General features: G+C 67.8%; 20 protein-coding genes. 8 read left to right on the top strand and 12 right to left on the bottom strand.

Translation table 11 applies throughout. The features are described 5' to 3' along the window. Positions 1 to 4: 4 nt before the first annotated feature. Positions 5 to 886, bottom strand: a complete 882-nt coding sequence (locus BLS50_RS28000; RefSeq protein WP_074805812.1) for a LysR family transcriptional regulator — start codon at positions 884 to 886, stop codon at positions 5 to 7. A gap of 122 nt (positions 887 to 1,008) precedes the next feature. On the opposite strand from BLS50_RS28000, the gene BLS50_RS27995 reads away from it, so the two are divergent. Continuing rightward, the gene (locus tag BLS50_RS27995) at positions 1,009 to 1,452 is read left to right on the top strand and encodes a DMT family transporter (protein WP_006480683.1); all 444 of its coding nucleotides are present in this window, start codon (positions 1,009 to 1,011) and stop codon (positions 1,450 to 1,452) included. A 57-nt stretch (positions 1,453 to 1,509) separates the two neighbouring features. Here the strand turns inward: BLS50_RS27995 and BLS50_RS27990 are convergent, their stop codons facing one another. The 7 genes from BLS50_RS27990 to BLS50_RS27960 are packed head-to-tail and all read right to left on the bottom strand — an operon-like array spanning position 1,510 to position 7,016. Continuing rightward, positions 1,510 to 3,015, bottom strand: a complete 1,506-nt coding sequence (locus BLS50_RS27990; RefSeq protein WP_074805809.1) for an aldehyde dehydrogenase family protein — start codon at positions 3,013 to 3,015, stop codon at positions 1,510 to 1,512. Positions 3,016 to 3,049: 34 nt separating this feature from the next. Further along, the gene (locus BLS50_RS27985) at positions 3,050 to 3,586 is read right to left on the bottom strand and encodes a c-type cytochrome (protein WP_074805807.1); all 537 of its coding nucleotides are present in this window, start codon (positions 3,584 to 3,586) and stop codon (positions 3,050 to 3,052) included. Further along, positions 3,583 to 4,083, bottom strand: a complete 501-nt coding sequence (locus BLS50_RS27980; protein ID WP_074805805.1) for a c-type cytochrome — start codon at positions 4,081 to 4,083, stop codon at positions 3,583 to 3,585. The genes BLS50_RS27985 and BLS50_RS27980 overlap by 4 nt, the downstream gene beginning before the upstream one ends. Further along, the gene (locus BLS50_RS27975; RefSeq protein WP_074805802.1) at positions 4,080 to 4,625 is read right to left on the bottom strand and encodes a methylamine dehydrogenase light chain; all 546 of its coding nucleotides are present in this window, start codon (positions 4,623 to 4,625) and stop codon (positions 4,080 to 4,082) included. Before BLS50_RS27975 ends, BLS50_RS27980 begins: the two co-directional genes overlap by 4 nt. Before the next feature lie 39 nt (positions 4,626 to 4,664). Beyond that, positions 4,665 to 5,300: a methylamine dehydrogenase accessory protein MauD gene (gene mauD, locus BLS50_RS27970; protein WP_074805798.1), complete on the bottom strand. Its 636-nt coding sequence runs from the start codon at positions 5,298 to 5,300 to the stop codon at positions 4,665 to 4,667. Further along, positions 5,297 to 5,851 (bottom strand): MauE/DoxX family redox-associated membrane protein, encoded by a 555-nt coding sequence (locus BLS50_RS27965; RefSeq protein WP_012339551.1) that lies wholly within the window; start codon positions 5,849 to 5,851, stop codon positions 5,297 to 5,299. The genes mauD and BLS50_RS27965 overlap by 4 nt, the downstream gene beginning before the upstream one ends. 7 nt (positions 5,852 to 5,858) lie before the next feature. Continuing rightward, positions 5,859 to 7,016: an amine dehydrogenase large subunit gene (locus BLS50_RS27960; RefSeq protein WP_053524667.1), complete on the bottom strand. Its 1,158-nt coding sequence runs from the start codon at positions 7,014 to 7,016 to the stop codon at positions 5,859 to 5,861. Between the two features lie 241 nt (positions 7,017 to 7,257). On the opposite strand from BLS50_RS27960, the gene BLS50_RS27955 reads away from it, so the two are divergent. The 5 genes from BLS50_RS27955 (at position 7,258) to BLS50_RS27935 (ending at position 13,293) form a co-directional block, all read left to right on the top strand. Continuing rightward, complete coding sequence (locus BLS50_RS27955) at positions 7,258 to 8,220, top strand: helix-turn-helix domain-containing protein (protein ID WP_011547115.1); 963 nt, start codon at positions 7,258 to 7,260, stop codon at positions 8,218 to 8,220. A gap of 93 nt (positions 8,221 to 8,313) precedes the next feature. Continuing rightward, positions 8,314 to 9,258 (top strand): GlxA family transcriptional regulator, encoded by a 945-nt coding sequence (locus tag BLS50_RS27950; RefSeq protein WP_006480675.1) that lies wholly within the window; start codon positions 8,314 to 8,316, stop codon positions 9,256 to 9,258. 492 nt (positions 9,259 to 9,750) lie between these two features. After that, the gene (locus BLS50_RS27945) at positions 9,751 to 11,463 is read left to right on the top strand and encodes a M36 family metallopeptidase (protein WP_074805795.1); all 1,713 of its coding nucleotides are present in this window, start codon (positions 9,751 to 9,753) and stop codon (positions 11,461 to 11,463) included. A gap of 79 nt (positions 11,464 to 11,542) precedes the next feature. After that, complete coding sequence (locus BLS50_RS27940; RefSeq protein ID WP_074805792.1) at positions 11,543 to 12,796, top strand: M20/M25/M40 family metallo-hydrolase; 1,254 nt, start codon at positions 11,543 to 11,545, stop codon at positions 12,794 to 12,796. Between the two features lie 134 nt (positions 12,797 to 12,930). Beyond that, entirely contained in the window at positions 12,931 to 13,293 is a 363-nt protein-coding gene (locus tag BLS50_RS27935) for a YbjQ family protein (RefSeq protein WP_074805789.1), read from the top strand. 13 nt (positions 13,294 to 13,306) lie between these two features. On the opposite strand, the gene BLS50_RS27930 is transcribed toward BLS50_RS27935, so the two are convergent. The 4 genes from BLS50_RS27930 to betC all read right to left on the bottom strand — a co-directional run bounded on the left by BLS50_RS27930 (position 13,307) and on the right by betC (position 18,761). Beyond that, complete coding sequence (locus BLS50_RS27930) at positions 13,307 to 14,557, bottom strand: MFS transporter (protein ID WP_074805787.1); 1,251 nt, start codon at positions 14,555 to 14,557, stop codon at positions 13,307 to 13,309. 239 nt (positions 14,558 to 14,796) lie between these two features. After that, on the bottom strand, positions 14,797 to 15,936 hold the full coding sequence (locus BLS50_RS27925) for a porin (RefSeq protein ID WP_011547110.1): 1,140 nt from the start codon (positions 15,934 to 15,936) through the stop codon (positions 14,797 to 14,799). 260 nt (positions 15,937 to 16,196) lie between these two features. Further along, positions 16,197 to 17,165: a choline ABC transporter substrate-binding protein gene (gene choX / locus BLS50_RS27920; RefSeq protein WP_074805784.1), complete on the bottom strand. Its 969-nt coding sequence runs from the start codon at positions 17,163 to 17,165 to the stop codon at positions 16,197 to 16,199. A 45-nt stretch (positions 17,166 to 17,210) separates the two neighbouring features. Next, a complete protein-coding gene (betC, locus tag BLS50_RS27915; RefSeq protein WP_074805779.1) occupies positions 17,211 to 18,761 on the bottom strand; it encodes a choline-sulfatase in 1,551 nt (516 codons plus the stop codon). Between the two features lie 240 nt (positions 18,762 to 19,001). Between betC and BLS50_RS27905 the strand changes: the two genes are divergently transcribed. Next, on the top strand, positions 19,002 to 19,907 hold the full coding sequence (locus BLS50_RS27905) for a choline sulfate utilization transcriptional regulator (protein ID WP_074805776.1): 906 nt from the start codon (positions 19,002 to 19,004) through the stop codon (positions 19,905 to 19,907). Positions 19,908 to 20,111: 204 nt separating this feature from the next. Beyond that, positions 20,112 to 20,996: a formyltetrahydrofolate deformylase gene (gene purU / locus BLS50_RS27900; protein WP_074805773.1), complete on the top strand. Its 885-nt coding sequence runs from the start codon at positions 20,112 to 20,114 to the stop codon at positions 20,994 to 20,996. Positions 20,997 to 21,068 lie beyond the last annotated feature (72 nt).

The raw sequence follows: 21,068 nt of genomic DNA, 5'->3' as shown, positions 1-21,068 counted from the left end.
CCGTTCAGCCCGCCGTCACCGCCCGCACGAACGCCTGCGCGAGCACCGTCGGCTCGACCGGCAACACCAGCGCGCACACCGACTGCGCATCCTCGTCCGAAATCGGCACGAACACGACGCCGTCGATCCCGACGCTCGCCATCCGCGCCGGCACGATCGCCACGCCCCGGCCGGCCGCGACGAGATTCAGCATCGACGTCTTCGGCGACACGATCCGCGCGGCCGCCGGCACGAAGCCACGCTTCAGGCACAGATCGAGCACGACGCGCGCGAGGCCGCCGCGCTCCCGATACACGGCCGACACGAACGGCTCGCGCCGCAACCGCGCTATCGCGATGCGCTTGCGGCCCGCGAGCGGATGATCGGCCGGCACCGCCGCGCACAGGCGCTCGGCCGCCAGTTCGACGAAACGCACGCGTGCATCGCGCCGCAGCACCGGCAGCCGGACGATCCCGATATCGGCGTGGCCATTCGCGACGTCCGTCACCTGATCCTCGGACGACGCACGATCGAGATCGATCCGCGCGCCCGGACAATCGCGCATGAAACGGTCGAGATCCGGCATCAGGCTGCTGACGGGCACGGTACTGGAATGCAGCAGCCGCAGCACGCCGGCTTCCCCGCGCGACAACTGCGAACCTTCGTCGGCCGCCGCCGCGAGCGTGGCCGGGATCGACGCCACGCGTTCGCGGTAGATCGCGCCGGCCGGCGTGAGCCGCACGCCTCTCGGCTCGCGGTCGAACAGCAGGAACCCGAGTTCGTCCTCGAGCTGACCGATTTGCCGGCTGAGCGCCGACTGCGCGACATGGAGCGCGCCCGCGGCCGGCGTGAAGCCGCCGAGGTCCGCGACGGTCAGGAAATACTGGATTTGCCGAAGTGATGGCATGCCGAAACGAGATGGATGAGCGCCAGATTCGATATTTGCGTTATACCGGCGCGCTCCGCAGAATGAAAGCCCTCCATGCCGGGCATCACCGTTGCGGCCATCCTTTCGGAGCGTTCATCCTCGTGGCTACCCTCCTGTCCTATCTGCTGGTCGTGGCGGCCGGCATCAGCGTTGCGTTGCAGCAGGTGCTCAACGCGAACCTGCGCGCGCAAATCGGCTCGCCGTGGTGGGCCGGCTCGGTCAGCTACCTCGTCGGCCTGGCCGCGATGCTGGCAGTCGCGTTGCTGTCGCCTCACCCGCGCCTGAGCGGCACGTTTTCCGGCGCAGGCTCGTGGTTCAGCTGGACGGGGGGATTGTTCGGCGCGGTATTCGTCGGCGTCGCGATCCTGATGGTGCCGCGATTGGGCGCGGCGACGACGCTCGCGCTGATCGTCGTCGGGCAGATGACCGGCGCGCTCGTGTTCGATCACTTCGGCGTGCTGGGCATCGCGCAGCATTCCGCAAGCCCGATCCGCGTGGCCGGCGCGGCGTGCCTCATTCTCGGGGTCGTGCTGATCCGCGCTTGACGGCGGCGCGTGCGTACGTGGCCGGCATATCGGCAACGCATGCACGCGCCGCGACGCTCACGCGGTGTTCATCATCACAGACTTGCTCTCCGTGTACTGGTCGATCACCGCGCGACCGAGTTCGCGGCCGAAGCCCGACTGCTTCATCCCGCCGAACGGCAACGCGTTGTCGCGCAGCGAGTGGCAGTTGACCCACACGGTGCCCGCGGCAATACGCGGGATCAGCTTGTGGATCGCCGCGAGATCGTTCGACCAGATGCTCGCGCCGAGGCCGTACGGCGTGTCGTTCGCGAGCTGCACGGCCGTATCGACGTCGTCGAACGGCATCGCGACGAGCACCGGCCCGAAGATCTCCTCGCGCACCACGCGCATCGCCTGCGTCGTATCGACCAGCACCGTCGGCTCGACGAAGAAGCCGGGGCCGTCGATCGCGCGGCCGCCCGCGGCGGCACGCGCGCCCTCGCCGAACCCCGAGTCGATGTACCCGCACACGCGCTCGCGCTGCTTCGCCGACACGAGCGGGCCGATCTGCGTCGCCGGGTCCATCCCCGGGCCGATCTTCAGGCTCGCGGCGATCTTCGCGACGCGCTCGATCACGCCGTCGAACACCGTCGAATGAATGTATGCGCGCGAGCCGGCCGTGCACACCTGCCCCTGGTTGAAGAAGATCGCGTTCGCGACGCCCAGCGCGGCCTTGTCGAGATCGACGTCGGGCAGCACGATCACCGGCGACTTGCCGCCGAGCTCCAGCGACATCCGCGTCATGTTGTCGAGCGCCGCGTGGCCGATCGTCTTGCCCGTCTGCGTCGACCCGGTGAACGCGATCTTGTCGATGCGCGGATCGCGCGACAGTGCCGCGCCGGCCGTGTGACCGTAGCCGGTGACGATATTGACGACGCCGTCCGGAAACCCGGCCGCCTGGATCAGCTCACCGAGCCGCAATGCGCTCAGCGGCGTGTCTTCGGCGGGCTTCAGCACGACGGTGCAGCCGGTCGCGAGCGCCGGCGCGATTTTCCACGCGGCCATCAGCAGCGGGAAATTCCACGGAATGATCGCGCCGACCACGCCGACGGGCTCCTTGCGCGTATAGGCAAAGATTTCGCTGTCCGGCAGGTACGGCATGCCGGCGTCGATCACGCTGCCTTCGATCTTCGTCGCCCAGCCGGCCATGTAGCGGAAGCACTGCGCGGCCATCGCGACGTCGAGCCCCTGCGCGACCAGCACCGGCTTGCCGTTGTCGAGCGATTCGATCTCGGCCAGCTCGCGCGCATTGGCCTCGATCAGGTCGGCGAGCACGAGCATCAGGCGCTCGCGGTCGGTGGTCTTCGCAGTGCGCCACGGGCCCGCATCGAAGGCACGGCGCGCGGCCGCGACCGCCTGCTGCACGTCGCGTTCGTCCGCTTCCGGCACGCGGGCAAGCACGGTGCAGTCGGCCGGGTTCACGACATCGAACTGGCGGCCCGACGCGGCGTCGCTCCACTCGGCGCCGATCAGCATCTTCTTCGGCTTCGCGAGAAACGCGCGCGTCGCGTCGAGCAACGCAAAGGTTTCGTTCGTCTCCATGTTCCTGTTTCCCCTGATTCGTTGAGTGAGTCGGTCAGTAGCGATCCGCGACGCCGTCGATCCCGCGCGCCTGCAACGCGCGGACGAGACCGGCGCGCACGGTCGCGACGTCGGACAGCGCGGGGCGGCGGTGCGCGGCGACTTCGGCGGCCGTATAGGGCTTGAAGTCGCGCGGCAGCGCATCGAGGTTCATCGTCGTGAGCACCCAGTTGAGCACGTCGGCCAGTTCCCGATCCGACAGCGCCGAATTCGACGCACCGGGCACACGCATCACGTACTCGCGCCCGGCCGGCAGATGCGTGAAATAGCCGAGCGAATTCGCGAGCGGCGGCACCTTGCCGGGAATGCCGCCGCCCGTCGCCGTGTGGCAACCCATGCAGTTGAGCACCCAGTGCTGCCGTGCGAGCGCGGCATCGGTCGCGCCGTCTGCTTGCGCGGATGCGGGTGCGGCGAACGCACCGGCCGCCGCGGCCGCCAGCAGCAGCCAGCACGACAGCCGATGCGACATGCCGCCGAGCCACGACGACGCCGCGCACCGCGCGCCGTGCACGGACGCGCGCACGCCGTTCACAGGCCGAGCCCCTTGATCACCACCGCGCGCTGCGCATGCACGGCCGTGCCGTCCATCTGCTTGGCCCGCGCCGCACGGATATCGGCCGCGGTGAACGGCCTCGCGTCGCCGTGCCGCGCGTTGAGGTCGAACACGACGTAGTTCAGCACGTGCGCGATGTCGTCGTCGCTCGCGCTCGCGAACGACGGCATCTTGAAGTTGTAGCGCTTGTCGTGCACCTCGATCTCGCCGAACATCCCGTGCAGCAGCGTCGCGATCAACTGCGCCCGCCCGGCTTCCGCCGCCGCGTACCTGCCCGGATAGTCGGTCAGCGGCGGCGCGAGGCCGTCCTGCCCTTTTCCGCCCGCCTGGTGACACACCGCGCACTGCGCGTCGAACAGGCTTTTCCCGGCCGGGTAATGCACGGCTTCCTGCGCGTGCGCCGCGGCGGGAAACGCGAAGGCCGTCGCGGCCGCCATGCATGCAACGATGCGCTTTCCTGCTTGCTTCACTTTCATTGCTTCGCCGCTCCCAGCAGAACCGAAACCGAACAGTGGTAATTCGAATTACCGTTCGCCATGCACCAGTTGATGTCGTTGTTCAACGACAGCTTGTACAGCGGCTTCTCGCGCTCGTTGCGGTTGCAGAAGCACTTGCCGCACGACGTCTTGCCGCAGCAGTCGTTGTACGACACGATGTAGTCCGAACCGTCGTGCGGATTGCGGCAGGTACCGATCCACGTGATCGGCGAAGGCGTCGTGCCCGGCGGGCAACTGCTCGACGTGCCGCCGCAGCAGCTGCAGAGCCAGCCGTCGATCGCGCAGTACTTCCAGTAGTCGCAGCTCATCGGATCGTCGCTCGCACCCGCGGCGGCGGCGCCGGATGCGCTCGACAGACCCGACGCCGCATCGGCCGCATACGCGGTGCGATCGACGGGCAGCAACGGCAGCAGCGCCGAACCGACCAGCACCTTGCCGAGCCTTGCCATCGCGCTGCGCCGCGAACTGTGCTGCGCGACGCCGCGCGCCGACCGCTCGAACCATGAATCAAACACGCCCATGTCGTCGTTCTCCAATGACGTTGAAAAAGGTTCGGCCGGTCATGCGTGCTGCGCGTGCGCGTCGTGCGCATCGTGGCTGTGATCGCCATGCACGAACTGCTGCAGCGACGCGACACCGCGCTCCTTCGCCTCAAACAGGCTCTCGAGATGCTCGCGCGTGTTGACGAGCCCCTTCGCGCGCACGGTGCCCGTTTCGTCGAGCAGCACCGCATACGGCAGCTTGCCGATCTGGTACGCGAGGCCGAGCTCCTGCGACAGCACGTACGGGAACCGCCCGAGGTCGTGCTTTCGTGCGAAGCGCGTGTGTTCGTCGGCATCGCCGTCGCTCGCGAGCACGATGTTCACCGGCGTCGCCTCGCTGGCCTGCAGCGACGGCAGCAGCGGCAGCAGCTTCTTGCAGACGGGGCACGTCGGCGACAGGAAGAACAGCAGCGTGGCCTTGCCCGCCGCGTCGATGCCGCCGACCTTCACCCGCGCGCCGCGAATGTCGGTCAATTCGAACGTCGGCGCGATCGCGCCGACCGCCGGCCCCTTGTCGATCATCAGCGCGCCGGCCGGCATGATGCGTTCGTACAGGATGCCGATCTGGCGCACCAGCGCGAGGCAGATCGCGCCGAGCGCGAGGACGGCCACCCACAGCAGGGCGGTGGAAACGGTGAGAGCGGTTTGCATCATGAATTCCTCAGGTGGGAAAGGCGCGGGACGTTGGCGAGCAGCACGTCGACGGTGAGCAACGCGCAGACGATCAGCAGCACGGAGAAGAACAGCGTCAGGTAGTCGAGCCACACCACGGCGCGCGTGCCCGGCTCGACGAACGCGGTCGCGGCCAGCGCGACGAGCAGCAGCACGCGGCCGACATGCAGCCAGCCGATGCCGCGCGGGGCGTCGGCGCGAGCGGCGGTGAAGCCGGAACAGCCGCAGTCGATGTCGGTGTGGCCGCGCAGCAGGTTGATCGCGAGTCCGGCCGCGAACGCGAGAAGCAACGCGCTCAGGCCGGTCGCGCCGGCCGTGCGCGTATCGGGAAACAGCAGCGCCACGGCGGCGACGGCTTCCGCGAGCGGAATCGCGAACGCGACGGGCGCGGTCAGTGCATCGGGCAGCAGCCGGTAGCCGGCGAGCGCCTGGCGGAACGCGGCGGGCCGGCGCATCTTCGCGAAGGCGCCGAGCAACACGATGGCGGCCGCACCGGCCTGCGCGCTGGTGGCGAGTACGGGATCGAGGGTCATCGCGGCCTCACGGGTTGACGAGCAGCGACGACGTATTGCCGACCTGCTTCTCGACGTGCTGCAGCGCGCCGGTGCGCGCGTCCATCACGACGAGGTCGGAGGTCGCCGTCAGCCCGTAGAACAGCGGCTTGTCGTCCTCGCTGACCTGGATCGACACGAGCGGATCGACCTTCAGTTGCGCGAGATCCCAGCGCGCGACGCGCTGCTTCGACTTCAGGTCGACTACCCACACCTGCGTGCCCGGGTCCTTGTGCGAGCCGTCGGTGCCCTTGTGCATCAGCACGTAGTAACGGTTCTGTTTTGCCTGCACGGCCGTCTGCTGCATGCCGCCCGGGCGCCAGCCTTCGGCACGTTCGGCGTCCGTCAGCAGCGGCCACGGCTTGCCGAACGCTGGCTTGTCGCCGCTGAAATCGGCACTGCGCACGTTGCCGCCGTAGGTGGTGAACAGGTATTCGCCCTTGTACCGCGACGCGTTCACGAACGCCGGGTCCTTGTCGACGTCGATGAATGCCTCCGACATCGTGCGCTTCGTCTCCTTGCCGTTCGCGTCGAGCGTGACGGTCAGCGCCTTGCCGCTTTCGCACAGCGCGGTGAAGCGGTCGTTACCCGACGGATACGCGAGCACGCACGCGGCCGTGTCGATCTCCGACAGCACCTTCTTCGAGACGGCGTCGATCACCGTCACCGACGCGGACGGCGTGATGTTCGCCACGTACAGCCGCTTGCCGTCGGCGCTGAATGCGGTGTTGTACGGCGACGGCACGTGCTGCGCGTGCTTCGCCGGGATCACGATCTCGCCCGCGTGATCGAGCGTCGCGTTGTCGATCATCTCGACGACGTCCGTGCGCGTGCCGTGCGAGCCGCGCGAGAAGTAGGTCGTCGCGACGAAGCTGGTCTTGCGATCGGGCGAGATCGCGAGGCCGGGCGCGAAGCCGCCGTCGATCTGGCCGAGCAGCTTCTTCGCATCGGCGTCGTACACGTAGATGCGCCCGTCGGTCATCGACGGCATCGAGATGTCGACGATATAGACCTCGTGCGGATGCCATGGCGGCATCTTCTGCACGACCAGTTCCTCGGGTTTTTCCGCCGCGTTCGCGCCGCCGGCCCATGCCGCCGCCAACGCCAGCGTCGCCGCGAGCGCCGCGGTTCGTCGCCTTGTCCTCATGCCGCCTCCAGTGGGAATTCACGTTATGTGGGGCGACTGTAGTTCGACAATAAAACCGTCCAGCACCCGGACCGGCAACGCGTACGTGCCGATTCGGGATATTGGAAATGCGCGTGAAAGCCGTCTGCCCCGCGCCCCTTCCGACCCTCTGCAGCACGTGTCCGGAATAGCGCTCCTCCTTATTGCGCCGACCGCTCGGCCGGTTTAATCTTGCGCGGTCCAAACGACCGCCGGAGGCGCCGTGCTCGTGTTACATCAGAGGTTCGACGACGCAGACCGGCATGCCGAGGCGCTGCGCGGCTGGAATCAGCGTTACGACCAGATCGGGTCCGGCGCGTATCGCAGCGCGGTCAAGCACGCGGTGCTCGACGGCGTGCAGCTGTTCCAGGAAACGGCGAACGTGCGCATCATCCAGCGCGGATGTTTGCCGCACGGCCATACGGTGTTCGGGATGCCGCTCACCGGCTCGGGCACCTTCGCGTTCGGCGGTGCGCGCATCGAGCGCGGCACGATCGTGATGGCGCGCGGCGGCATACCGTTCGAACTCCATTCACCCGACGACATGTCGCTGATCGGCGTGGTCGTCGAACCCGAATTGATGCAGCAGATCGAAGATGCCGCCGACGTCCGGCTGGACGCACGCGCGCTGCGGCACGGCGTCGTCGAGGTGCCGGTCGCCGCGCGCGAACGCGCGAGCGTGCAGCTCGCGACGCTGCTCGAACGCGTGCTGTCGGCGCCCGATACGTTCGACGCGGCACGCGCGCAGTGCGCGATCCGCGCCGACGTCGGCAATGTGCTCGTCGATCTCCTCACCTACCGGATGCCCGAGCCGTCGAACCGGCTCACGCACGCCTGCCACGCCGACATCGTGCGCCGCGTGCACGACTACGTGATCGAGCACCCGGAAGCGCCCGTCGACATCCTGAGCCTGTGCACGCAACTGCGCGTGAGCCGGCGCACGATGCAGAACAGCTTTCAGTCGGTCGTGCAGACGAGTCCGCTCAATTACACGCGCTCGCTGCGCCTCGCGCAGGTCCGACGCCTGCTGCTCGACACGCGGCAATCCGACCTGCCGATCAGCGAGGCGGCCGCACGCTGGGGCTTCCTGCATCTCGGGCATTTCGCGAGCGTGTACAAGGCCCAGTTCGGGGAATTGCCGTCGGCGACGGCGCGCCGGACGGTGCATCGCGCAAAAACGCGCTGAACGCCGGCAAAAAACCGCGATAATTCCGGCTTGACCGTTCGGCGCCCGCTCGCCGCGGCGCGCGACGACCACCTGCTTCCACCCCACGCCCCGATGCCCGAGGATTTCCACTTCCTGCTGCTGCCCGGCTTCTCCGCGCTCGGCTTCATGTCCGCGGTCGAGCCGCTGCGCGTCGCGAACCGCTTTCGCACCGAGCTGTATCGCTGGCACGTGATCAGCGCGGACGGCGCGCCCGTCGCCGCGAGCAACGGCATTCCGGTCGCCGCCGAAGCCGCGTGCGCCGACGTCCCGCAGGTCGATACGGTATTCGTCGTCGCGGGCTTCGATCCGCTCGTGTGCTACACGCGCACGCTCGGCGACTGGCTGCGCCGCCAGCACCGGCATGGTGCGACGCTCGGCGGCATCGATACCGGCAGCTTCGTGCTCGCGGAAGCCGGGCTGTTCGACGCGTCGCAGCCGCTCACGCTGCACTGGGAAGCGCTGGCCGCGTTCCGCGAGCGCTATCCCGGCCTGAACGCGACGCAAGAGCTGTTCGAGATCGACGACCGGCGCATCACGTGCGCGGGCGGCACCGCGTCGATCGACATGATGCTCGACCTGATCGGCCGCCGGCACGGCGCCGATCTCGCGGCGGCGATCTCCGAGCAGTTCGTCGTCAGCCGCATCCGGCAGCGCTCGGACAGCCAGCGGCTCGAGATCGCCGCGCGCTACGGCGTGCACAACCGCAAGCTGATCCAGGTGATCGGCACGATGCAGCGGCACATGGAGAACCCGCTCGGCTCGGACGCACTCGCGCAGGAGGTGTCGATCACGCGGCGCCAGCTCGAACGGCTGTTCAGCGCGACGCTGAACGACACGCCGACGCGCTTCTACCTGAACCTGCGCCTCGATCGCGCACGCGAACTGCTGCAGCAGACCGACATGAGCATCACGTCGGTGTGCGTCGCGTGCGGCTTCGAATCGCCGTCGCATTTCTCGCGTACCTATCGCGCACGATTCGGGATGAGCCCGCGCAGCGATCGGCGTGCGACACGCTGATCGTCACGGCTTTTGATCACAATCCGGCGCGGTATTGCATGTTCCGGCAGCGTTTCCCGCCGCTCGCTGAACAATGCCGGCAATTGATCGACCAACCGAAGCGGTCGTCGAAAATAATTTGGAATGTCGCTGAAAATATTCTGTAACATATCAAACAAAGTTAGATAGGCAGCCTAACGACACGCCTGCTGCATCTCGACGCGCGTCGCGCCACGCAGGCTGCCCACCGATATCCAATATCGATCCGAGGGGTATGACATGACGATGCTCGCTTCGCCGTCGCCGCACCTGCCTGCCGTTCGCATCCCTTCACGCGCGTCCCCCTCTTTGCCTGCCCGCTTCTTTTCGACCTGACATTTAGTCCTCCTTAGTCAGTCGATACTCCCCACACCGCTTCGCCGCACCGGTTCCATCGAACCGGCGCGCGGGCCGTGTCGTGCCTGCTCGCCACGAGCGCGCGGGCGTGTCCAACCGTTGAGATGAGGATCACGTATGCAGACATCACGCAAAGCATTGCCGCTCGCCCTGAGTCTCGCGCTCGGTTTCGGCATCGTCGGCGGCACCCTGGCCGATACGAAAGTGTCGAATCCGCAGGCCGCCAGCCTGCGCGAAAGCCTGACGCGCGGCGTCGCGCCGCCGGCCGCGAAGGCCGACACGGCCGCCGGGCAATTCCGCTCGGACGGCGTCGCCGTCACGCTGTACAACCCGGCCTGGCGCGTCAAGAAAGCCGCCGCGACGCCCGCCGCCACCGCGCGCGACTTCGTCGCGTCGCAAGCGGCGCAGCTCGGGCTCGACGCGGCGGCGCTCGCGAGCCTCGTCGTCACGTCGGAACGCAACGATGCCGACTTCACCGTCGTGCGCCTGCAGCAGCAGGCTGCCGGGCTGCCCGTGTACGGCAGCGACATCGCGGTGACCGTCGCGAAGGACGGCCGCGTCCTGTACGTCGCGAGCAACACGATCAGCGGCGTGGTCGCGACGACGCGCAAGTCGCAGGCCGTCGACCAGCAGCAGGCGCTCGACCGTGCCCGCGCGTATCTCGGCGTGAGCGGCTTCACGCATCTCGACGCCCAGCTCGTCGCATTCGTCGACCAGGCCGGCACGCACACCGCGTGGAAGGTGCGCGGCCGCCCGCAGGACGGCCCGAAGGGCGACTGGGAACTGCTGATCGATTCGGGTAGCGGCGAAGTGCTGCGCGCCGAGGACAAGGCGTTCTACGCGACCGACGGCACCGGCTTCGTGTTCCGCCCCGATCCGCTGTCGCCGACGAAGAGCAGCTACGGCAGCACCGGCTACAAGGACAGCAGCGACGCCGATTCGACGCAGCTCACGGCCGCACGCGTGCGCGTGACGCTGAAGGAGCTCGCGCAGTCGGGCACGCGCTACACGCTGACGGGCCCGTACGCGGTGTGCGTCGATTTCGATGCGCCGCTCGACAAGGCGTGTCCGTCGCAGTCCACGCCCGCATTCGAATTCACGCGCGGCAACCTGTATTTCGAGGCCGTGAACGTGTACTACCACATCGACACTTTCCTGCGTTACGTGAACCAGACGCTCGGCATCAAGGCGCTGCCGTACCAGTACACGGGCGGCGTGCAGTACGACCCGCACGGCGAATCGGGCGACGACAACTCGTCGTATTCGTCGAGCAGCGGCCGGCTGACCTTCGGGCAAGGCGGCGTCGACGACGCGGAAGACGCGGACGTCGTGATCCACGAGCTCGGCCACGGCATCCACGACTGGGTCACCAACGGCGGCCTGTCGCAACAGGAAGGCCTGTCGGAAGGCACCGGCGACTATCTCGCCGCCGCGTACAGCCGCGACTTCAACCAGTGGAGCCCGTCAGACGCGCAGTATCACTGGGTCTACAACTGGGACGGTCACAACGAGTTCTGGGGCGGCCGCGTGACCAACTGGAACGTCGGGCGCACCTATGCGCAGGCGCGCGGCGCGGAGATCCACACGGCCGGCCAGTACTGGGCGTCGTGCAACCTCGTCGCGCGCGATGCGATCGGCGCGCAGGCGATGGACAAGGCGTTCCTGAAGGGGCTGTCGATGACCAACAGCTCGACCAACCAGAAGGCGGCCGCACAGGCCGTGCTGACGGCCGCCTCCGCACTCGGCTACAGCAGCGCGCAGCTCACCGCGATCGGCAACGCGTACAACAAGAGCTGCACGTACGGCGTGACCGTTCCGCAGAAGTCGTAATGCCGCAGCAGGCGGGAGCGCGTCGCACGACCTGCGGCGTGCTCTCTTCATCGACATCGCCATTCTCACGAGATCGAACATGCCTACTCTGAAACCGACCCGCCTGAGCGCCGCGCTGGGCGGCATGCTGCTGACCGCCGCCGCGCACGCGACGCCCGTCTGGATCACGCTCGGCGACACCGCGTTCCGCCAGCTTCAACGCATCGATGCGACCGCAACCGCGCAATACAGCACGAGCGTCGACGCCGGCAAGGCGGCCGACGGCGCCGCGCGCCGCGAAACCGTTCACGTCGTCGAGATCGACGATGCCCGGCTCGGCGAGCTGGCCCACGCGGTCCACCACACGCGCGGCCACGGGCCCGGCTACGTCGTGCACGATTCGTTCGACGACGCGCGGCAGGCGCTGCAACCGTTGCCGGCGACGCTCGCGAAACGGGCCGCCGCTCCCGCGTACACGGTGTCGAACGTGCCGCAGATCGGCACGTGGGTCCAGCAACTGCAGGCCAGCAACATCGTCGGTACGATCACGTCGCTGTCCGGTTTCACGAACCGCTACTACACGACGTCGCACGGCGTCGCCGCATCCGACTGGCTCGCACTGCAATGGAAGCAGCTGGCGGGTTCGCGTGCCGACATCACCGTCGAACAGTTCGCACATACGGGTTTTCCGCAGAAATCGGTGATCCTGACGATCCGCGGCAGCGATCCGGCCGCCGGCACCGTCGTGCTCGGCGGCCACCTCGATTCGACCGTCGGCCGCACGACGGAAAACACGCGCTCGCCCGGCGCGGACGATGACGCGTCGGGCATCGCCAGCCTCACCGAGGCGCTGCGCGTGCTGCTCGCGAACAACTACCGGCCGAAACGGACCATCAAGTTCGTCGGGTATGCGGCCGAGGAAGCCGGCCTGCTGGGTTCGAAGGCGATCGCGAAGCAGTTCCGAACGCAGAATGCGAACGTGGTCGGCGTGCTGCAGCTCGACATGACGAACTACAAGGGCGATCCGAAGGACATCTACCTGATCACCGACTACACGAACGCGGCGCAGAACACCTACGTGAAGAACCTGGCTGCGACCTACCTGCCGGAGCTTGCGATCGGCACGTCGCAGTGCGGGTATGCGTGCTCGGACCACGCGTCGTGGAATGCGCAGGGGTATCCGGCATCGTTCCCGTTCGAGGCCGACCAGAACGACAGCCCGTACATCCACACGGTGAACGACACGCTGGAGAACTCCGATCGACAGGCCAACCATGCGCTGAAGTTCGGCAAGCTGGCGCTGGCCTATGCGGTCGATCTCGGCGGCATTGCCGGCGCGACGGTCAAGCGCTGAGCGTACCTCGCCGAGCGGTTTTCTCGCATTCGGCAATGAAACGGGCGTTCACCCGTGTGGGTGCGCCCGCTCGAATGACTTTTCTCCGTCCGGCTAGAATCGTCGTTCGACCACTCGCTACACGCTTGCCCACCATGACCGAACCCAATCGCTCCATCGACGACCTGTCGCCCGCCCGCGTCACGACCGCGTTCGACCTGCCCGGCCATACGACCGTTCGCTCGCTCGGCGTCGCACAGGGCATCGTCGTGCGCTCGCGCTCGATCGTCGGCTCGTTCGGCGCGTCGCTGCAGACGATCTTCGGCGGCAACATCACGCTCTATACGTCGCTGTGCGAGAAGGCGCGCCAGCAAGCATTCGACAAGATGCTCGCCGAGGCGCGCAAGCTCGGCGCGAATGCGATCGTCGCGATGCGCTACGACTCGACCGAGATCGGCTCGGGCGTGACCGAAGTCATCTGCTACGGCACGGCCGTGCGCGTGACGCAGGACGCGTGACGTGTGATGCGCGTCACGCGTCGCGTTCGAGCGACTTCATGTTCGTGAGCTGCGGAAAGAGCCGCATCCACGTCAGCGCGACGGCGATCGTCGCCGCGCCGCCGACGACGATCGCGGCCGGCGCGCCCCACCACGCAGCCGTCACGCCCGATTCGAAATCGCCGAGCTGGTTCGACGTGCCGATGAACAGCGAGTTGACCGCGCTCACGCGGCCGAGCATGTCGTCGGGTGTGCGCAGCTGCACGAGCGACAGGCGCACGACGACGCTGATCACGTCCGATGCGCCGAGCGCGGCCAGCGCCACGAGCGACAACGCGAAGTGCCGCGACAACCCGAACACGATCGTCGCGATGCCGAACGCGATCACGCCGCCGAACATCGCGCGGCCCGGCCGTCCCTTCAACGGAAAACGCGTGAGCCACAGCGTGCCCGCGAGTGCGCCGACCGCGGGCGCCGCGCGCAGCGCCCCGAGTCCCCACGGGCCGACCTGAAGGATGTCGCGCGCATAGATCGGCAGCAGCGCGGTCGCGCCGCCGAACAGCACCGCGAACAGGTCGAGCGACAGCGCGCCGAGAATCGCCGGCTCGCGCCGGATGAACGCGATGCCCGAGAACACCGAGCGCAGCGTGACCGGCTCGCGCGCGGGCGGCGCGCTGCGCAGCGGAATCGTGCCGCTCAGCATCGCCGCGACCGCGAATGCCGCGACGCTCGTGCCGAACGCGACGGGTGCGCCAACACCGTAGAGCAACCCGCCGAACGCAGGCCCGAGGATCTGTGCGGCCTGGTTCGCCGACGTCGACAGCGCGGTCGCGCGCGGCAGGTCGGTGCGCGGCACGACGGCCGGCAACAGCGACGACACCGACGGCGACTCGAACGCACGCGCCGTGCCGACGATCGCCGCGAGCGCATACACGGCCGGCGCGGCCAGCCACCCTTGCACCGCGCCGAGCAGGAACACGCCGGCAGCCAGCGCCTCGACGCTCTGGCAGATCGTCGCGATGCGCCGGCGGTCGTAGCGATCGGCCACCTGCCCGACGACGAGCGTCAGCGCGAACATCGGCACGAACTGCGCGAGGCCGACGAGACCGAGTGCGAACGCGCTGTGCGTGAGCGCATACACGTACCAGCCGATCGCGACCGACAGGATCTGGAAGGCCAGCGACGACATCACGCGCGCGCCCCAGAAACGCTGGAACGGCGCGTGGCGAAACAGGTTGGCGGGTAACGGGGATAACGGACTGGAATCAGGCACGGGGGTGGTCATCGGGTTCTCGGCGGCTGGCGGTGCGCACCGCAACCGTTCGGGAAAACGGCGACGCACGCGGGTACGTGCGGCAACGGTGCGGACGCGGCCAAAGCGCGATGATATGCCAACCGCCGAAAACCGGCCGGCCGCCTGCCCCGAGCGCCATCGAGCCGGCGCATCGCAAAAAAAAAGCGCGAACCGCGGTTCGCGCCAAAGAGAGACCTCGCTGAAGACGTCACACCATCCCGCCACTCCGCTCAGAACGAATGCCGCATCCCGATCCGCACGTCGGCCTGCGTCTGCGTCGTCGACGGCGTGAAGCTGTAGCCGACCACCGCATCGACGCCCTGCGACGCGCGCAGGTAATCGCCGGAGATGTAGATGTCGGTGCGCTTCGACAGCAGGTAATGCAGGCCGGCCGTGCCCTGGTTCCAGTGATGGCCTTCGAAGCGCGTGTGCTGGTAGCCCGCGATGAAGCTCAGCGCCGGCGTGAACTGGTACAGGCCGCCGCCTTCGTACACCTGCATGTGCGACGACTGGCCGAAACCCTTGATCGTCGTGTACGAGTAGTTGGCGTCGAGCGTCAGCTTGCCGATCGTGTAGCTGGTGCCGATGCCGAACGTGCCCTGGCTGTCGACGTCCATCGGCGTGTTCGCGAACAGGTCGGTGCGCGCGCCGGTCGCCGGATCGACGGTGACGGTCTGCTGGCCGAGGAACGTGTGCGTGCCGATCATCGCGTACGGGTCGAACGCGTAGATGCCGTTCGGGTTGTTCAGGCGCGTATACGCGGCGCCGATCGAGAAGTCACCCTTCGTGAAGCTCGCGCCCGCGCTCCATGCGCTGTTGCGATGGAAGTTGCCCGCGACGTTGCCGAACGAGTACATCGCGCCGAACTTGAAGCCGCTCAGGTCGTTCGACAGGAACTTCACCGAGTTCGGCAGGCGGTCGCCGTTGAAGCGGTCGAAGTCGCCCTGGTGGATCGCGTAGCCGCTGCCCCACGCCGAGATGTTGTAGATCGATACGAGTTCGTTCGTGATGTCGAGCTGGTTGCCGAACGACAGCGTGCCCCAGTCGTTCTGCAGGCCGACATACGCCTGCCGGCCGAATTCCGCGCCGCCGAAGCCGAGTTGCCCGTTGCCGAGATGGAAGCCGCTCTCGAGCGTGAACACGGCCTTCAGGCCGCCGCCCAGGTCTTCGGTGCCCTTGAGGCCGAAGCGGTTCCCGTAGGCGACGCCGTCGTCGAACTTGACCACGTGCGAACCGCCCGTGTTGTTCACGTACGTGATACCCGCGTCGAGAATCCCGTACAGCGTCACGCTGCTTTGCGCATGTCCGACGGCGGGAATACAGGCCGCGCATGCAAGCGCGGCGGCTACGGCAACTTTCGTATGCTTCATTATCGACCACCCTCCCTGAACCGTTCGATGGATAGAATCTCGTCCCGACGCGTGCCGCGATGCGCCGGTGGATTCGAATTCAGACCGCCCCGCTGGCTTCGGTATTTCGTTTTCCGCAATAACGCAGCCATTGGCGAAAAATACAAACCCATATTTCAGGCCACCCGTCTGAAGGCGACACTAAATGGTCGCCATGCGACGGATCGGGAAAACACGTAGACAGGCGGCACGGTAAATACCGGCCGCCCGGAGGGAGGGAATCAGCGGCCGTCGAGGGCCGCGCGCACGGCCGGCAGGCCCGGCGCTCCGGCCGCCGTCGTCACGCCGTCGAGCCAGCCGGCGACCAGCGCCGGCTCGGCCTTCAGCGCATGTTGCGCCGCGAGTGCGGGCGAGGTCTTGTTGTCGAGCATGTCGGCGATCATCCGGTTCTCGACGTCGACGGAGAACGTCATCTGCCGGAACAGCCGCGCGAGGTTCGTGCACTGGCCGGCGAACCCGGCACGCGTGACCGTGTTGACCGTCGCGCCGCCGTAGTTCGGGCCGAAGTACGCATCGCCGCCCGACAGATACGTCAGATGAAACTTCGTGTTCATCAGATGCGGCTCCCACGCGAGAAACACGATCCAGCGCTTGTCGCGCACTGCGCGCTCGACCTGCGTGAGCATGCCCGTCTCGCTCGATTCGACGAGCGACCAGTTCGCGGGCCCCAGCACGTGGTCTGACAGCATCCGCTTGATGTTCTGGTTCGCGGGCGCGCCGGGCTCGATCCCGTAGATCTTGCCGCCGAAGCGGTCCGCGTAGCGCGCGAGATCGGCGAATGTGTGTACGCCGGCCGCGGCCACGTAGTCGGGCACCGCGAGCGTGAATTTCGCACCACTCAGGTTCGCGTGTAGCACGTCGATCGATTTTTCGTCGACGAACGGCTTCACGAGGGGGGCCTGCGCGGGCATCCAGTTGCCGAGGAACACGTCGACCTGCCCTTTCTTCAACCCCTGGTACGTGATCGGCACCGACAGGTTCGCCACGTCCTGCCGGTAACCGAGCGCCTTCAGCACGACGCCCGCCATCGCGTTCGTCGCGTCGATGTCGGTCCAGCCGGGCGCCGCCATCTTCACCGCGTCGCACGTCTGCGGATCGGCGGCATACGCCGGCTGCGTCGCCGCCACGCACGCGGCGGCGGCAAGCGCCGCGCCGATCCTTCGGATTGCTGCATTGCATTGCCGTTTCATCGTCCGCTTCCTCCGTCGTTCATGAATGTTCGCACTGCCGGACGCTCAGCGCCCGACGCGCGGAAAACGCGCCATCGCCTCGAGCGTGTCGAGTTCGATGTGATTGCGCATGTAGCGCTGGCTCGCGTCGGTGAACGGCTGCCAGTCCCACGCGTGGATGCGGCCCTGCGTCGTCGCCGCGTAATGGAAGCGCCGGCGCCGCTGGCTCGCGCGCACCTGCCGGTCCAGCTCGGGCAGGTTCCAGCGCTGTGCGGCCTCCGCGCGGAACGCGGCGAGCACGTCAGCGGCTTCCGGCTGCCCGGCCAGGTTCGTCAGCTCGCGCGGGTCGTCCGACAGGTGGTAGAGCTGGTCGGGATCGGCCGGGCAATGCACGTATTTCCAGTCGCCGCGGCGAATCATCACGACCGGCGCGAGCGCGCCTTCCGCGAGGTATTCGCCGAGCGCGACATCGTGCGCGGGCGTGCCGTGCAGGTGCGGCACGAGGCTCGTACCGTCGACCGGGTCCGGCCATCCGGCGTCCGGCCAGCCGCCGGCCGGCGCCGTGCCGGCCAGCTCGACGAGCGTCGGCAGCAGGTCGACGTGCGACACGGGCCCGCGCACCCGCGCGGCGCCGAAGCGGCCCGGCGCATGCACGATCAGCGGCACGCGGCAGCCGCCTTCGAAGAACGTCATCTTGTACCAGAGCCCGCGTTCGCCCAGCATGTCGCCGTGGTCGGACGTGACGATCACGATCGTGTCGTCGGCGAACCCGCATTGCTCGAGCGCGGCCAGCACACTGCCGAACTGCGTGTCGACGTAGGACGTCGCACCGTAATACGCGCGGCGGGCCGCGCGGATCTGCGCATCGGTCGGCGGCGTGCGGTCGTTCTCGCAGACGAAGCGCAGCCGCTGCGAATGCGGATCGCTTTCGGCCGCATCGAGCCGCACGGCCGGCATGTCGATGTCTTCGTCGCGGTACAGATCCCAGTATTCGCGCGTGATCGCATACGGGTCGTGCGGATGGGTCAGCGACACGACCATGCAGAACGGCCGCGTATCGTGTCCGGCCGCACGCTCGCGCGCGACGTCGTACAGCTTCTGTTTCGCGGCGAACGTCACTTCGTCGTCGAAGTCGAGCTGGTTCGTACGCACGCAAGGGCCGGCATCGAGCACCGAGCTCATGTTGTGATACCAGCTCGGCCGCTCGGTCGGCTGGTCCCAGTCCGGCACCCAGCCGAAATCGGCCGGATAGATGTCGGTCGTGAGGCGCTCCTCGAAGCCGTGCAACTGATCGGGCCCGCAGAAATGCATCTTGCCGGACAGCATCGTCCGGTAGCCGCCCGCGCGCAGGTAGTGTGCGAACGTCAGCGTTTGCGCCGGCAATTCGGCGGCGTTATCGTAGGCGCCGATCCCCGACGGCAGCTTGCCGGTCAGCAGCGAGAAGCGCGACGGCGCGCACAAAGGGCTCGCGCAGTACGCGGCGTCGAACACCACGCCTTCGGCGGCGAGCCGGTCGAGCGTCGGCGTACGGGCGACGCGGTTGCCGTACGCCGGCAGCGCGAACGGCGTGAGCTGGTCGGCCATCAGGATCAGGATGTTGGGTGTCGGGTTCGTCATCGGCGATCGTGGGGAAAGCGGTGTTCGAATGGAACGGCGCGCCGCTTTGGCAGCGAGACGTCCGGCATGACGGAGGCGGTCCGCAGAAACTGCCGCGCGCAGGGGCCGCGCTGGCTAGAATTGCCGAATGCATTGCGCGGCGGCACGCGAAGCGCATGTGCCGTACCGTCCGCTGCACTATCGCCCGCCCGAATTCACGCGGGTAGGCGTCCGGCCCTTATGGGGCCATTAGAGGGACTTATGTCGAAACCCGAACCGTTACCGTCGATGCAGGCGCTGCGCGCGTTCGAATCGGCTGCCCGGCTGGCGAGCTTCACGGCCGCCGCGCGCGAGCTCGGCTCGACGCAGCCGGCCGTAAGCCAGCAGGTGTTCCAGCTCGAAGCCGAACTCGGCGTGCCGCTGTTCGAACGCAGCCCGCGCGGCGTCACGCTGACGGCCGACGGCCAGTGCCTGTACGAAGCCGTGCGGCTGAGCCTCGACACGCTGCGCGGCGCGACCGCGACGTTGCGCGCGCGCCGCGAGCACGGCGCACTCACGATCGTCACCGATTTCGGTTTCGCGACCTACTGGCTGATGCCGCGCCTGGCCGGGCTGAAACGCGTGATGCCGGACGTCGACGTGCGTGTCGTCACGTCACAGGATTACGACGCACAACGCGACCACGGCGACATCGCGGTCCTGTTCGGCGACGGTCACTGGCCGTCGTGCACGGCCGCGCGGCTGTTTCCGGAATCCGTCACGCCCGTCTGCTCGCCCGCGTTCCGCGACACGCACCGGGGCGTCACGCGGGCCGACCATCTGCTCGCGCTGCCGCTGCTGCACGTGCAGCCGACGCGCCCCGAGCGCTGGCTGTCGTGGTCGGGCTGGTTCGACGCGCACGGGCTCGAATCGCCGGCCGCCACCCGCGGCGTGACCTTCAACAGCTATGCGCTCGTGATCCATGCGGCGCTGCTCGGCGAAGGCGTCGCGCTCGGCTGGGCGCCGCTCGTCGACGAACTCGTCGCGGCCGGCCAGCTCGTGAAGCTGGTCGATGCACCCGTCGTCACGTCGCGCGGCTACTTCCTGGTGCGCCCGCCGCAGCGGCCCGAGCCGGACGCGACCCACGTGTTCCGGCGCTGGCTGCTCGACGCGTGCGCGGCGGCCTGAAGCAGCACGCGCCCTCGCGTCCGTTCCGCTTCTCCGCGCCCCTTCCCCGCTCCCGCCCGCTGGCGCACCGATACCAGCCACACGGCGCGTTGGTTCTATCCGCGCCGAAATCGTCCTGATTTACTTGAGCCTCCCGCTACCCGCGCGGCGCGGCGCTGTCGTGCGCCGCCGCGCGGCCGTGCGCCCTGCCATCCGAGGAGTCTCATGACCGCCGAGCACCGCCCCGATCAATTCGTCCTGACACTGTCGTGCCCGAGCGCGGCCGGTCAGGTCGCCGCCGTCGTCGGCTTTCTCGATCGCCATCGCTGCTACGTCGATGCGCTGAACGTGTTCGACGACGATCTCAGCAACCGCTTCTTCGTGCGCTGCGTCTTTCATCCGACGGATGAAACGCTGCAGATCGACGCGCTGCGCCAGGAATTCGCACCGATCGCGGCCGGACTCGGCGGCCACGGTGGCGACAACCAGTGGGCGATCCACGACGTCAACGCACGGCCGAAGGTGCTGATCATGGTGTCGAAGCTCGAGCACTGCCTCGCGGATCTGCTGTTCCGCTGGCGCATGGGCGAGCTGAAGATGGACATCGTCGGCATCGTGTCGAACCATCCCGATTTCGAGCCGCTCGCCGCGCAGCACGGGCTGCCGTTCCGCCACTTCCCGATCACGGCCGACACCAAGGCGCAGCAGGAAGCGCAATGGCTCGACTTCTTCGAATCGAGCGGCGCGGAGCTCGTGATCCTCGCGCGCTACATGCAGGTGCTGTCGCAGGAGACGAGCGCGAAGCTCGCGAACCGCGCGATCAACATCCATCACTCGTTCCTGCCCGGCTTCAAGGGCGCGAAGCCGTATCACCAGGCGCATGCGCGCGGCGTGAAGCTGATCGGCGCGACCGCGCACTTCGTGACCGACGATCTCGACGAAGGCCCGATCATCGAGCAAGTCGTCGAGCGCGTCGATCATGCGCTGCGGCCCGAGCAGTTGCTCGCGGTGGGGCGCGACGTCGAAAGCCTCACGCTCGCGCGTGCGGTGAAGGCGTTCATCGAGCGGCGGGTATTTTTGAACGGCGACCGGACGGTGGTGTTTCCGTAAGCGGGCGGCGGCCGCACCCGAACGCGGCGGAAACGAACAAGGCCCAACCGGCGTGTAACCGGTTGGGCCTTT

This window comes from Burkholderia orbicola (genome assembly GCF_900100915.1).
GTDB lineage: Bacteria > Pseudomonadota > Gammaproteobacteria > Burkholderiales > Burkholderiaceae > Burkholderia > Burkholderia orbicola.
This window is presented reverse-complemented; position numbering and strand designations above follow the sequence as displayed.

Bases quoted from the DNA above. Each gene is read 5' to 3' on its own strand.
- BLS50_RS28000 (WP_074805812.1), bottom strand. From the start codon at position 886: ATGCCATCACTTCGGCAAATCCAGTATTTCCTGACCGTCGCGGACCTC.
- BLS50_RS27990 (WP_074805809.1), bottom strand. From the start codon at position 3,015: ATGGAGACGAACGAAACCTTTGCGTTGCTCGACGCGACGCGCGCGTTT.
- BLS50_RS27980 (WP_074805805.1), bottom strand. From the start codon at position 4,083: ATGAAAGTGAAGCAAGCAGGAAAGCGCATCGTTGCATGCATGGCGGCC.
- BLS50_RS27975 (WP_074805802.1), bottom strand. From the start codon at position 4,625: ATGGGCGTGTTTGATTCATGGTTCGAGCGGTCGGCGCGCGGCGTCGCG.
- mauD (WP_074805798.1), bottom strand. From the start codon at position 5,300: ATGATGCAAACCGCTCTCACCGTTTCCACCGCCCTGCTGTGGGTGGCC.
- BLS50_RS27965 (WP_012339551.1), bottom strand. From the start codon at position 5,851: ATGACCCTCGATCCCGTACTCGCCACCAGCGCGCAGGCCGGTGCGGCC.
- BLS50_RS27960 (WP_053524667.1), bottom strand. From the start codon at position 7,016: ATGAGGACAAGGCGACGAACCGCGGCGCTCGCGGCGACGCTGGCGTTG.
- BLS50_RS27950 (WP_006480675.1), top strand. From the start codon at position 8,314: ATGCCCGAGGATTTCCACTTCCTGCTGCTGCCCGGCTTCTCCGCGCTC.
- BLS50_RS27945 (WP_074805795.1), top strand. From the start codon at position 9,751: ATGCAGACATCACGCAAAGCATTGCCGCTCGCCCTGAGTCTCGCGCTC.
- BLS50_RS27940 (WP_074805792.1), top strand. From the start codon at position 11,543: ATGCCTACTCTGAAACCGACCCGCCTGAGCGCCGCGCTGGGCGGCATG.
- BLS50_RS27935 (WP_074805789.1), top strand. From the start codon at position 12,931: ATGACCGAACCCAATCGCTCCATCGACGACCTGTCGCCCGCCCGCGTC.
- BLS50_RS27930 (WP_074805787.1), bottom strand. From the start codon at position 14,557: ATGACCACCCCCGTGCCTGATTCCAGTCCGTTATCCCCGTTACCCGCC.
- BLS50_RS27925 (WP_011547110.1), bottom strand. From the start codon at position 15,936: ATGAAGCATACGAAAGTTGCCGTAGCCGCCGCGCTTGCATGCGCGGCC.
- choX (WP_074805784.1), bottom strand. From the start codon at position 17,165: ATGAAACGGCAATGCAATGCAGCAATCCGAAGGATCGGCGCGGCGCTT.
- betC (WP_074805779.1), bottom strand. From the start codon at position 18,761: ATGACGAACCCGACACCCAACATCCTGATCCTGATGGCCGACCAGCTC.
- BLS50_RS27905 (WP_074805776.1), top strand. From the start codon at position 19,002: ATGTCGAAACCCGAACCGTTACCGTCGATGCAGGCGCTGCGCGCGTTC.
- purU (WP_074805773.1), top strand. From the start codon at position 20,112: ATGACCGCCGAGCACCGCCCCGATCAATTCGTCCTGACACTGTCGTGC.